Below are 12,718 nucleotides of genomic sequence, written 5' to 3'. Positions count from 1 at the left end.
GAGGCCCCCTTAGAGGTCGTCCGAATTGAAGGTGTCACAAACCTTCATCTGTCCGCTCTGGAACCCACGCTTGAACCAAGCTTGACGCTGCGCTGACGAGCCATGCGTGAACGCATCCGGCACCACCCGGCCCTGCGTGCGCTTCTGGATCATGTCGTCGCCGATCTGGCTCGCGGCATTGAGCCCTTCGTCGATGTCGCCGTCCTCGAGCCGGTTCTTGAGCTGATGGTTGAGGTTCGCCCAAACGCCGGCAAGGCAATCCGCCTGCAGCTCCATCATCACCTGGATGCGGTTGCCATCGCGCTCGCTGACGCGCGCCTTGGCACGCTGAACCTGGTCCGAGATGCCGAGCAGCGTCTGCACGTGATGGCCCACCTCGTGCGCGATCACGTAGGCCTGCGCAAAATCGCCCGGCGCGTTGAAGCGCCGCTTGAGCTCGTCATAGAAGACGAGGTCGATGTAGACCTTCTGATCGAGCGGACAATAGAACGGCCCCATGGCGGAGACGCCCGTCCCGCACGCGGTCTGCGTACCGCCACTGAACAGCACGAGCTGCGGCTCCTTATAAGAGCGTCCGAAGCTTTGGAAGACCTGGTTCCAGACGTCCTCGGTATCGGCAAGCACGCGCGAGACGAATACCTTCATCTCGTCCTCGGCCTTGGGCACCGGCTGCTGCTGCCCGCCTCTCGGCTCCGAGCCGGGCAATCCTGGAATTTCGAAAGGATTGCGCTCGGCCTGCCTCCGCGGCGCCTGCGTTTCCTGCTGCGGAAGCTGCTTCGATATGTCTGGGAAACCTTGACCGCCACCAAGCAGCAACTCGAGTGGATTGATGCCGAACAGCAGCATGATGCCGCCCAGAATCAACAGCGTCGTCAAGCTCATGCCGCCGCGGCCGCCGATCGGAATCTGAATGCCCGGTCCACCGCGCCCCGGAAACCGCAAGCCGCCGCCTTGTCCGCGCCGGTCGTCTACGTTGCTGCTTTCGCGGTCACTGTCGTCATAGCGCATGAAAAGCACCTGTGCTGTTTTCCCCGGATCGGGAGCATAGCGCCAGGAACACGCGCCATGCCAGACGTTTGCACGCCGTTTTGCCGCCGCCGCGGGCACACCGCGCCGCACAATTGCGCGTCAGAACCCACGCTACACGCGACGCAACCGCATTACGACGACCAACGAAGCTGAGTCGCCACGCTTTTTTGGACCCGCGAGCCTTGGCATGGCGATTGCTGAAGGATCGTAAGCGTATCGCCGTCGCTCTGCCGATTGCCGTCTACGCCAACGGGGTGCTAGACCGAGCACCTCGAAGTACGCAGTTCAGGGAGGGGATAGTGCTGCGACCGCTTCCACCGTTTCGCGCCGAGCCGTTGAAAAAGCCACTGGTGCCCAAACCGGGCGTCCGCAAGGATGGCACCGAGAGCATCTCCATAAAGGCCAGCCGCCTGCCCGTCCGCGTCGCGCGCCAGAACGGCGCTCCGTCGCTCAGGGTGCTGGGCCGAGCAGCTCCCGACGACCACGCCTGACGCAATTTTGCGTCTGCGCTCAGAGCCCCGCCGTCATGCCGCCGTCCACGGCCAGCTCCGCGCCGGTGACGTAGGCTGAATCCGCGCTCGCGAAGAACAGCGCTGCCCGCGCGATCTCCTCCGGCGTGCCGAAGCGGCGCATCGGCGTCTTGTCCAAGAGCGCCTTGCTGACCAGCGGGTTCTTTAGAAAGCGCTCGGTCAGCGCCGTATCGATATAGCCCGGTGCCAGCGAGTTCACGCGGATATTGTAGGGCGCGTACTCAACCGCAAGCGCCTTGGTCAGCGCCGTGACGGCGCCCTTCGTCGTCGAATAGGCGGCGAGCTGCCTCAGCGCCCGCCGTCCCATAATCGACGACACGTTGATCAGCGATCCTTCCCCCGACGCCTTGAGCAGGCCGAACGCGTCGCGCGCAATGCGCACCACGCCGTCGAGATTGACCTCGCGGATCTTCACCCAGTCCGCATCCGTGAGATGGCGGAAGTCGCTGCGCACGTTGAGCCCGGCGTTGTTGACCACCACGTCCGCACGCCCGAACGCCCGCTCCACCTCGCGAAACAACGCCGACACGTCCTGTCCGCGCGAGACATCGACCGTCATCGCCGTGGCCTGAAGCCCGTTCGCAAGCAGCGCCTCCGCCGCCGCGCTGGCGCTCTCGCCGTCGACGTCGGTGACGAAAACGTGCGCGCCTTCCGCTGCGAACAAGCCGGCGATGGCGCGCCCGATGCCGTTGCCCGCTCCGGTCACGACCGCGACCTTATCCTTCAATCGATCCATGGGCTCTCTTGCAGCCTTTGCTACGTTTCGACGGGATCTAGCCCCTCTCGCAAGGGAGAGGCAAACAATCGTCCCTTTTGCTGAATCACCGCTATGCCGGAACCCACTTCTCGCGCATCGTGACCAGCTCCTCGGCAACTGAGGGGTGCAGCGCCACCGTCGCATCGAAGTCGGCTTTGCGTGCGGCAAGCTGAAGCGCAATCGCCGCCGTTTGCACGATCTCGGCGGCGTCCGGACCGAGCACATGGCAGCCGAGCACGCGATCCGTCGCACGGTCGACGACGAGCTTCATCAGCATGCGCTCATTGCGTCCCGACACGGTGTTCTTGAGCGGCCGAAACCGCGACTTGTAGAGGTCGATCTCGTACCCGGCTTCTCGCGCCGCCGCCTCCGAGAGGCCAACCGTCGCCAACTCAGGCGTCGTGAATACGGCCGTCGCCACCAGCGAATGGTCGACCTGCGTCGGCTTATTGCCGAACACGGTGTCCGCAAACGCATGTCCCTCGCGGATAGCCACCGGAGTGAGGTTCACGCGGTCGGTGACGTCGCCAACGGCATAGACGCCCGATACCGTCGTCTCCGAGAAGCTGTCGACAATGATCTCGCCGCGGGCGCCCGTCTTGACGCCCGCCGTCTCGAGCCCGAGATCGAACGTGGCGGGCTCGCGCCCGATCGCCGACAGCACGAGATCCGTCTCAAGCGTTTCACCGGTATGCAGCGCCAGGTTGAAACCGCCGGGGCATTCCGCAACGCCGACCAGAGCCTCGTTCATCACGAGCCGGATGCCACGCGCCGCGAGCGCCTCCATCAGTCCGTCGCGCAGATCCTCGTCGAAACCGCGCAACACCTTATCCCGCCGATGCATCAGCGTCGTATCGACGCCGAGCCCCGCGAAGATCGACGCGAACTCGACGGCGATATACCCGCCGCCGCAAACGACAATGCGCTTCGGCAGCTCCTTGAGCTCGAAGATTTCGTTCGAGGTGACGATGTTCGCAGCACCCGGAATGTCGCCGTAGCGGGACGCCCTGCCACCGGTCGCAATCAGGATCGTGCGCGCCGTGATGCGACGCCCATCGGCAATCCGCACCGCTCCAGGCCCGTCGAGCCGCGCTCGCGTCGCGAGCGTTGTCACGCCCTTGGCCTTGAGGTTGCCTTCGTAGATCTGCTCAAGGCGCGCGATCTCGCGATCCTTGTTGGCCAGCAGCGTCGCCCAGTCGAAACGCACTTCGCCTGTCGTCCAGCCGAAACCGCGCGCATCCTCGAACTCATCCGAGAAGCGCGACGCATAGACGAAGAGTTTCTTCGGCACGCAGCCGCGAATGACGCACGTGCCACCAAAACGATCGCATTCGGCGATGGCCACTTTCGCGCCGTACCCGGCCGCAATGCGGGCAGCCCGCACGCCGCCCGAGCCGCCGCCGATGACGAAGAGATCGAAGTCTGGTGCAGACATGACTGAGGCTCGGTCGGAGGAAATCGGGCGCAACCCTGGCCGAACGACGCGCGAGGCGCAACCGTTACGACCGCCGCAGGATTAAAACGGTGCCCCTCAGAAAGCGGATCTCATTTCCGCCCGGCTAGACCGTCTCCGGGCTTTCGCCGTACTGCGCTTCCATCACCGCGACGCCGTCCGGCCCGCCGATGATGGCAACGTCCGCGATGCCGAGGAACAGGCCGTTCTCGACCACGCCCGGAATGAACTTCAGCGCTTCGTCCAGCGACTCGGGATCTTCGAGGCGCCCGAAAGCGCAATCGAAGATGTAGTTGCCGCCGTCGGTGACGAACGGACGGCCGTCGCGGTCATAGCGCAGCGTGATCTCACCCTGGCAACCGGAATCGGCGGCCAGCATCTCGATCATGTTGCGCGTCGCGGTCACGCCGAACCGCACCACCTCGACCGGCAGTGGAAACGCGCCGAGCTTGTCGACGCGCTTGGCGGAATCCGCAATGACAATCATGCGGTCGGAGGCCGTGGCGACGATCTTCTCGCGAAGCAGCGCACCCCCGCCGCCCTTGATCAATCTCAGCTCGCCGTCGATCTCGTCCGCACCGTCGATCGTGAGATCAAGCAGCGGCATCTCGTCGAGCGTCGTCAACGGAATGCCGAACTTGGCGGCTAACGCCTGCGTCTGTTCCGAGGTCGGCACGCACAGCACCTCGAGCCCCGCGCGCACCTCCGCACCGAGCAGCTCGATGAAAAGCGCCGCCGTCGAACCCGTGCCGAGGCCGAGCCGCATCCGCGGCTCGACGAACTTGAGGGCGTGCCGCGCCGCGGCCAGCTTGTAGCTCTCAACCGACATAGACCATCCTTCCGGAAATCCTCTCTGCCAGCCGTTTGCCGCGAGAGCAAGCTTCAAGACGTGCCGAACCCATTGCCTGCCGCGGCAAGCGCCCGCCTTGCAGGCGCATCGCGATACGCCTAAACGGAGCCATGCAAAACGCGACCCTCGTCTTCGACCTCGACGGCACGCTCGTCGACTCCCTGCCCGATCTCGCGGCGGCGACCAACCATGCGCTGTCAGATTTGTCCCTGCCACCCATTCCGGCTGAAACGCTGCGCAAGACGGTTGGGTTCGGCGCCCGCCGCATGATCGTCGAGGGACTGAACCAGACCGGGCTGCAACTCCCCGAGGCCGAGGTCGACCGCCTGCTCGCCCGCTTCCTCTCCTATTACGAGCCCAACATCGCACTCCTGACGCGTCCTTACGACGGCGCCATCGCGGCTCTTGAGGGGTTTCGCGCCGCCGGCGCACGCCTTGCGATCTGCACCAACAAGCGCCTGGCGCTCGCCGAGCATCTCCTGCGGGAGCTCGAAATCGACGACCTGTTCGCCGCTGTGGCAGGGCGCGACAGCTTCGAAGTGTATAAGCCCCACCCTGACCACGTGCGCGGCGCCGTCCGCATGGCCGGAGGCGACCTCGGCGCGGCCGTCATGATCGGCGACACCGGCATTGATATCGCGGCCGCCCGCGCCGCCGACATTCCCGTCGTCGGCTGCAGCTTCGGCTATTCGGACGTACCTCTGGAGACGCTGCAACCCGACGCCGTGATCGCCCACTATAACGAGCTGGCGGCTGCCCTTCGCCCGCTGCTTCCCCGGGCACCCAGCCTGGCAGGGCTTGGTTAACTCAAAATTAGTCATATATTTCAGTCAAAAACCGGATTGCGTTCGTCTGCATATTTGCTGCCGCATGGAAAGGCGAAACTGCGGGTCGTTTGACAGACGACCGTTCCTTCCCCATGTTCCCGCCCCGAGTTTCAAGATCCAAACGACCGCGCATTGCACCGTGTTAAACAACCTTAAGTGGCGCGCACGGCCCAATTTTCCGGAGCGCCAGAGCGTTCGAGCCTCATAAGAAAGCGCACATGAACGTCGTCATCGTTGAATCGGCCGCGAAGGCCAAGACGATCAATAAGTACCTGGGCGGCAACTATAAAGTGCTGGCGTCCTTCGGCCACGTGCGCGACCTGCCGTCCAAGGACGGGTCCGTCGCTCCGGACAAGGACTTCGACATGACCTGGGAGATCGATTCCGGCTCCCAGAAGATCATCCGCGAGATCGCGGACGCCGTGAAAAAGGCCGATAAGCTGATTCTCGCGACCGACCCTGATCGCGAGGGCGAGGCGATCTCCTGGCATCTGCTCGAGATCCTGGAGCAAAAGAAGGCCATCAAGAAGGGTCTCGCCATCGAGCGCGTCGCCTTCAACGCCGTCACCAAGCAGGCCGTGCTGGCCGCCATCGCGGCCCCGCGCCAGATCGACGAGCCCCTCGTCGACGCCTATCTCGCGCGCCGCGCCCTCGATTATCTGGTCGGCTTCACGCTGTCTCCCGTGCTCTGGCGCAAGCTGCCGGGTGCCCGCTCAGCCGGCCGCGTGCAGTCGGTGGCGCTTCGCCTCGTCTGCGACCGCGAAGCCGAGATCGAGGCCTTCAAGACCGACGAGTACTGGACCGTCGAGGCGACACTGGCCACCAAGTCGGGCGAAGAGTTCCCGGCGCGGCTCTACGGCGTCGACGGCACCACGCTGAAGAAGCTCGACATCAAGGACGAAGCGTCCGCCTTCGCGATCAAGCGCGCCATCGAGAAGGGCGAGTTCCGCGTCGTCTCGGTCGAGCGCCGCGCCGTGAAGCGCAACCCCTACGCGCCCTTCGCCACCTCGACGCTGCAGATGGACGCCTCCCGCAAGCTCGGCTTCTCCGCCAAGCAGACCATGCAGATCGCTCAGCGCCTGTATGAAGGCGTCGACGTCGGCGGCGAGACCGTGGGCCTCATCACCTATATGCGAACTGACGGCGTCACCATCATTCCGGAGGCAATCAACGCCATCCGCGGGATGATCGCGCGCGAGTACTCCCAGCGCTATGTCGCCCCGTTCGTGCGCGAGTACAAAACCAAAGCCAAGAACGCGCAGGAAGCGCACGAGGCCATCCGCCCGACCGACGTCACGCGCACGCCCGCATCCGTCTCGCGCTATCTCGATAGGGATCAGGCCCGCCTTTACGAGCTGATCTGGAAGCGCTCCGTCGCGAGTCAGATGGCCTCCGCCGAGCTCGAGCAGACCACCGCCGACATCGAGATCAAGGGCCGCGACGGTAAGAGGTACACGCTGCGCGCCACGGGCTCGGTCGTACAATTCGACGGCTTCCTCAAGGTCTACGAGGAAGGCCGCGACGACCGCGTGCGCACCATCGAGAAGGGCAAGGACGACACCTCCGACGAGGAGGATACGAGCCGCCTTCCGCAGCTTGCCGAAGGCGACCCGCTGACTGATCGCGCCGTCGAGGCCGAGCAGCACTTCACACAGCCGCCGCCGCGCTACTCGGAAGCAACCCTCGTCAAGCGCATGGAGGAGCTCGGCATCGGTCGCCCGTCGACCTACGCCTCGACGCTCGCCGTGCTGCAGGAGCGCGATTACGTCCGCATCGATAAGAAGCGCCTGATTCCGGAGGACAAGGGTCGCCTCGTCATTGCCTTCCTTGAGAGCTTCTTCAAGAAATACGTCGAGTTCGACTTCACCGCCGATCTTGAGGAAAAGCTCGACCTGATCTCGGCCGGAGACCTGGAGTACAAGCAGGTGCTGCGCGACTTCTGGCGCGACTTCACGGCCGCAGTCGACGACATCAAGGACCTGCGCGTCGGCGACGTGCTGGAAGCGCTGAACGAGCTTCTTGGCCCGCACATCTTCCCGGCCAAGGAAGACGGATCGGATCCGCGCGCCTGCCCGAAATGCGGCACTGGCCGCCTTTCTCTCAAGATCTCCGGCAAGAACGGCGCCTTCATCGGCTGCGGCAACTACCCAGACTGCAAATACACGCGCCAGCTCACCGGGGAAGCGACGAGCGCCGGCGGCGATCGCGAGCTTGGCTTCGATCCTGAGACTGGCCTGCCGATACTGGTCAAGAGCGGCCGCTTCGGCCCCTACCTGCAGCTCGGCGAAGGCGAGGGCGACGAGAAGCCGAAGCGCTCGTCGATCCCCAAGGGCATCGACGCCGCCACCATCGATTTCGAGAAGGCCATGCAGCTCCTCTCGCTTCCGCGCGAGGTCGGCATTCACCCCGAAACCGGCACTCCGATCACCGCCGGGCTCGGCCGCTATGGTCCTTTCATCCTGCATGACGGCACCTACGCCAACGTCGACAGCATCGAGGATGTCTTCACGATCGGCCTCAATCGTGCCGTCACGCTCATTGCCGAAAAGAAGGCCGGCAAAGGCAATCGCTTTGGACGCGCGGCGACAAAAACCGTCTTGAAGGATCTCGGCGAGCATCCGGGCGCCGGCGGCAAGATCCAGGTGCTGGACGGCAAGTACGGCCCTTACGTCAGCCATGACAAGGTCAACGCCACCGTGCCGAAGGGCATGGATCCAGCGACCCTCACTATCGACGATGCCGTGCGCCTCCTGCAGGAGCGCGTCGCCAAGGGCGGCGGCAAGAGGCCTGCGCGCGGCAAAGCGGCAGCAAAGCCGAAGGCGGCCAAGGCAGCCGGTGACGGCGACGCCGAGACCAAACCCGCCAAGGCAAAGTTGAAAGCGGCGAAGAAGGCGGCACCAAAAGCCAAAACCAAAGCCATCGCCGAAGGCTGATCAGAACCTCGCGTGCGTGTCCCGTCCGCTAGACCGGAGCCTCGCTCAAAACCCCGCGCAGACGTTCGGCATCGCGCAGCGGCGGCGCGCCGAACATGCGGCGATACTCTCTGCTGAACTGCGACGGACTATCGTAGCCCACGGCATGCCCCGCCGTGGCCGCGTCGACGCTTTGCAGCAAGATCAGAGTGCGCGCCTCCTGCAGACGCAGCTGCTTTTGATACTGGAGCGGGCTCATGCCCGTCACGGTCTTGAAGTGTTGATGCAGCGCTGATGCGCTCATGCCGGCCGCATCGACGATCAGCTCCATACGAAACGGCTCGCGGAAATTGCGCTTGATCCATCCGATGGCGCGGTTCACTTGCTGCAGCTTGCTTTCCGCAAAAGCGATTTGCGACAGTCGCGCCGTCTGCTCGCCGCGCAACAGGCGGTAGAGGATCTCGCGCTCGGCGAGCGGCGCCAGGATTGGGATGTCCCGCGGAGAGGCGAGAAGACGCAAAAGACGCACGGCCGCATCGATGATCTCTGTCGAGAGGTCGCTGACGCCGAGCGAGGGGCCCGGCTGTGCGGTGGCGGCCCGCTTCACATCGCTTTCCATCATGAGCGCGCCGATGGCGGCCGGATCGAGATCGATGCGCAGACCGAGAAACGGCTTGGAAGCGCTGGCGTCGGTAATGTGGGCGACAATTGGCACATCCACCGAAACGACCAGATACTTCGAGGCGTCATAAACATAGATCTGATCGCCGGAAACAGCCTGCTTGCTGCCCTGCGCGATGATGCAGAACGCGGGTTCGTAGACCGTGTGCACCGGCGCCGACGGGGCCGAAGAGCGGTGCAAGAACAGGCGCGGCAAAGGGGTCGTATGAACCCCGTCCGTGCCCGTGAATTGTTCAATGAGAGCAGCGAGCTCGCGAATATCGGCCATAGCTTAAGCCTTGCATTCGTTGTCACATTTCAATCGAAACATAGCTCTCCTTGGCCGCCCTGGCGACAGCCACACTGCACGAATGGAGGATCGTGCAAGAACACCAGAGGATCGGTCTACCGCCGGCAGCACCATCGCCACCATTCTCCCCTCAACGACGCTCACCATCGCAACGAGGAGAGAGATCATGAGTGGAGTGAAAGACAAGGTCGTCCTGATCACCGGCGCGTCCAGCGGCATTGGAGAGGCGGCAGCGCGGCTCCTCGCCGAGCAAGGCGCCAAGGTCGTGGTCGGCGCGCGCCGTGTGGAGCGACTCGAAAAGCTCGTCGCCGACATCACCGCCAAGGGCGGCACCGCGCGCCATAAGGCCGTCGATGTCACCAAACGTGCCGATGTCGAGGCGTTCGTCAATTTTGGCCGCGACGCGTTCGGGCACATCGATGTGCTAGTCAACAATTCCGGCGTCATGCCGCTCGCGCCCGTCGCAGCCATGAAGGTGGACGAGTGGGAGCGCATGATCGACGTCAACATCCGCGGCGTGCTGTACGGCGTCGCCGCGGTGCTGCCCGGGATGAAGGCGCGCGGGTCTGGCCAGATCATCAACGTCGCGTCGATCGCGGCGCATTTGGTGATGCCGACGGCCGCAGTGTACTGCGCCACCAAGCACGCCGTATGGGCCTTCTCAGAAGGCCTGCGCCAGGAGAACGCGGATATCCGTGTCACGACGATCTCGCCCGGCGTCGTAGCAACCGAGCTCGGCGACGATATCTCGGACGCTGCGACGAAGGAAATGCTCGTCGGCTTGCGCAGGGCGGCCCTGACGCCGGATGCGATCGCCCGGGCGATTTCCTATGCCATTTCCCAGCCCGAGGATGTGGACGTTAACGAGGTCGTCGTTCGCCCGACCGCGAGCCCCTTGTGAGACTGTGGGCCGGCGAAAGCCGGCCCACGACAAGTTACCTGCCGAAATCCCGCGCCGCCGCGACGGCACCGCTTCAATACCGGGCGGAAGGCCTCTAAGGTCTCCGCCCATGGCCAGAAAATCACCCCCGAAACGTCCAGCATCGAAAAACGTGAGGAAAGGCTTCCGCCAGGCGCCCGCCGAAAGGCGACCCAACGGCGAGGACGCCCTCCCCTCGCGCGAGGAGATTCTGAACTTCCTGCGCGAGCACGAAGGCAAGGCCGGAAAGCGCGAGATCGCACGCGCCTTCAACATCAAGGGCGAGGCTCGCACGGCGCTGAAGCGCCTGCTCGCCGAGATGGCAGCCGATGGCGCACTCGCCGGCAGCCGCAAGGATCTGCATGAGGCCGGCCGTCTGCCGCCTGTCACCGTGCTCGACGTCACCGGCCGCGACGAGGATGGCGACCTGATCGCGCGCCCGGTCGTCTGGAAGGACGCCGACGGCGAGCCACCCCTCGTGCTCGTGCTGACGCATCGCGCCCGCGGCGAGGAACGCGACGCCGCCATCGGCGTCGGTGATCGCATCCTCGCCCGCATCACGGCACTTGATCAACCCGACGTCGAGGGCGTCTCCTACGAGGCCGAGGCGATCCGCATCCTGCCGCGCGACAAGCGGCGCTTGCTCGGCATTTTCCGCACGCGCAAGGGCGGCGGTGGCACCATCGAGCCCGTCAACCGCAAAGAGCTGCGCGCCTGGCAAGTCCGCCCGGGCAACGACGGCGACGCCAAGGATGGCGATCTTGTGCGCTTCGATCTCTCCGCCAAGCATCGCCAATCCGTCACCGAAGCGCGCGTGCTCGAAAGTCTCGGCAATCCTGACGACCAGCGCAAGATCAGCCTCATCGCCGTGCACGCGCACGGGCTGCCGGACGACTTCCCCTCCTCGGTCGTCGCGGAGAGCGAAGCGCTGTCACCATTCGCGGCAGACCAAGACCGCACCGACCTGCGCCGCATGCCGCTGCTCACTATCGATCCGATCGACGCCCGCGACCACGACGACGCCGTCTACGCCGAGCCGGACACGGATCCTAGAAACCACGGCGGATACGTCGTGACCGTGGCCATCGCCGATGTCGCCCATTACGTGCGGCCCGGCACGCGCCTCGACAAGGAGGCGCGCCTGCGCGGCAACTCGGTCTACTTCCCAGACCGTGTCGTGCCGATGCTGCCCGAGCGCATCTCGAACGACCTCTGCTCCCTACGTGAGCTGGAGGAGCGGCCATGCCTCACTGTGCGCATGGTGTTCGACGCAGGCGGCAAGAAGCGCCGGCACACGTTCCAGCGCGCCGTGATGAAAAGCGCCGCGAAACTCAGCTATCAGGAGGCCCAGGCCGCCATCGACGGCAACGTGAGCGAGAAGTGCGCGCCGCTGATGCAGCGGGCGCTGCTGCCTCTATGGGAGGCCTACGGGGCACTCTCGCGCGGCCGCGATGCACGGCAACCACTCGACCTGGATCTTCCCGAACGCAAGATCCTGCTCGATGAGGAAGGCCGCGTTGCGCGCGTCGTTATCCCGGAGCGGCTCGATGCGCACCGCCTGATCGAGGAGTTCATGATCCAGGCCAACGTCGCGGCGGCCGAGACGCTCGAACACGCCAAGACGCCCCTCGTCTATCGCATCCACGACGAGCCATCGAAGGAGAAGCTGAAAGCGCTGCGCGACTTCCTCGACACGCTCGAGATCAAGCTCGCGGTCGGCACGGGCATCAAACCGGAAGCATTCAATCGTATCCTGGCGCAGGCCAAATCGCTGCCCGTCCCCGAGCTCGTCAACGAGGTCGTCTTGCGCTCGCAAGCCCAGGCCGAATACGCGCCGGCCAACATCGGCCACTTCGGATTGAACCTCGCTAAATACGCGCACTTCACCTCACCGATCCGCCGCTACGCCGACCTGCTCGTCCATCGTGCCTTGATCCGCGCCCTGAAGCTCGGGCCCGACGGTCTGCAAGATAACGAGATCGCCGAGCTCGGCGGCACGGCCTCTGATATCTCGACAGCCGAGCGCCGCGCCATGGCGGCCGAGCGCGAGACCATCGACCGCCTGATCGCCGCCCATCTCGCCGATCGCATCGACGCCGTGTTCGAAGGCCGCATCGCGGGCGTCACGCGCTCCGGCGTGTTCGTGAAGCTCAGGGAGACCGGCGCCGACGGCTTCGTGCCGGTCTCGACGCTAACCCAGGATTTTTTCTCGCACGTCGAGGAAGCCCACGCCCTCGTCGGCAACCGCACGGGCGAGACCTACCAGCTCGGCGATACGGTCACGGTGCGCCTCGTCGAGGTCATCCCGAGCGCCGGCGCCATTCGCTTCGAGATGCTGACACCGGGAAAAACCGGATCCATGAAGCATCTGAAGCACCTGAAGAGCGCGGGTCGCATGGGCCGCCGCTACGGCCGTCGTCGCTAGCGCGTAAAACTACGGGATTATGTCGCTTTGACCCCGCGCTCGCTGG

General features: G+C 64.8%; 10 protein-coding genes. 5 read left to right on the top strand and 5 right to left on the bottom strand.

From position 1 onward, the window contains the following. Nucleotides 1-9: 9 nt before the first annotated feature. Complete coding sequence (locus CS1GBM3_RS01680) at nucleotides 10-1,008, bottom strand: KPN_02809 family neutral zinc metallopeptidase (protein WP_072393453.1); 999 nt, start codon at nucleotides 1,006-1,008, stop codon at nucleotides 10-12. Between the two features lie 320 nt (nucleotides 1,009-1,328). On the opposite strand from CS1GBM3_RS01680, the gene CS1GBM3_RS01675 reads away from it, so the two are divergent. Then, nucleotides 1,329-1,520, top strand: coding sequence for a hypothetical protein (locus CS1GBM3_RS01675; protein ID WP_072390523.1), 192 nt, complete (start codon nucleotides 1,329-1,331; stop codon nucleotides 1,518-1,520). Between the two features lie 19 nt (nucleotides 1,521-1,539). On the opposite strand, the gene CS1GBM3_RS01670 is transcribed toward CS1GBM3_RS01675, so the two are convergent. The 3 genes from CS1GBM3_RS01670 to rpiA form a co-directional block, all read right to left on the bottom strand. Beyond that, entirely contained in the window at nucleotides 1,540-2,295 is a 756-nt protein-coding gene (locus tag CS1GBM3_RS01670; RefSeq protein WP_072390521.1) for an SDR family NAD(P)-dependent oxidoreductase, read from the bottom strand. Between the two features lie 91 nt (nucleotides 2,296-2,386). After that, nucleotides 2,387-3,751, bottom strand: a complete 1,365-nt coding sequence (gene gor / locus CS1GBM3_RS01665) for a glutathione-disulfide reductase (protein WP_072390518.1) — start codon at nucleotides 3,749-3,751, stop codon at nucleotides 2,387-2,389. Nucleotides 3,752-3,875: 124 nt separating this feature from the next. Beyond that, nucleotides 3,876-4,598, bottom strand: a complete 723-nt coding sequence (gene rpiA / locus CS1GBM3_RS01660; RefSeq protein WP_072390515.1) for a ribose-5-phosphate isomerase RpiA — start codon at nucleotides 4,596-4,598, stop codon at nucleotides 3,876-3,878. A 131-nt stretch (nucleotides 4,599-4,729) separates the two neighbouring features. Here rpiA and CS1GBM3_RS01655 point away from each other — a divergent pair, with 131 nt between their 5' ends. Then, complete coding sequence (locus CS1GBM3_RS01655; RefSeq protein ID WP_072390512.1) at nucleotides 4,730-5,425, top strand: HAD-IA family hydrolase; 696 nt, start codon at nucleotides 4,730-4,732, stop codon at nucleotides 5,423-5,425. A 239-nt stretch (nucleotides 5,426-5,664) separates the two neighbouring features. Further along, nucleotides 5,665-8,379, top strand: coding sequence for a type I DNA topoisomerase (topA, locus tag CS1GBM3_RS01650; protein WP_072390508.1), 2,715 nt, complete (start codon nucleotides 5,665-5,667; stop codon nucleotides 8,377-8,379). Between the two features lie 28 nt (nucleotides 8,380-8,407). Here the strand turns inward: topA and CS1GBM3_RS01645 are convergent, their stop codons facing one another. Then, entirely contained in the window at nucleotides 8,408-9,307 is a 900-nt protein-coding gene (locus CS1GBM3_RS01645) for an AraC family transcriptional regulator (protein ID WP_072390505.1), read from the bottom strand. 187 nt (nucleotides 9,308-9,494) lie between these two features. Between CS1GBM3_RS01645 and CS1GBM3_RS01640 the strand changes: the two genes are divergently transcribed. Continuing rightward, on the top strand, nucleotides 9,495-10,229 hold the full coding sequence (locus CS1GBM3_RS01640) for an SDR family oxidoreductase (RefSeq protein WP_072390502.1): 735 nt from the start codon (nucleotides 9,495-9,497) through the stop codon (nucleotides 10,227-10,229). A gap of 151 nt (nucleotides 10,230-10,380) precedes the next feature. Next, nucleotides 10,381-12,672 carry a ribonuclease R gene (rnr, locus tag CS1GBM3_RS01635; RefSeq protein WP_244534521.1) on the top strand — a complete coding sequence of 764 codons (2,292 nt, stop codon included), beginning with the start codon at nucleotides 10,381-10,383 and terminating at the stop codon, nucleotides 12,670-12,672. The last annotated feature ends 46 nt before the right edge of the window (nucleotides 12,673-12,718 follow it).

Origin of the sequence: Hyphomicrobium sp. CS1GBMeth3, assembly GCF_900117455.1 — a bacterium.
GTDB lineage: Bacteria > Pseudomonadota > Alphaproteobacteria > Rhizobiales > Hyphomicrobiaceae > Hyphomicrobium_C.
This window is presented reverse-complemented; position numbering and strand designations above follow the sequence as displayed.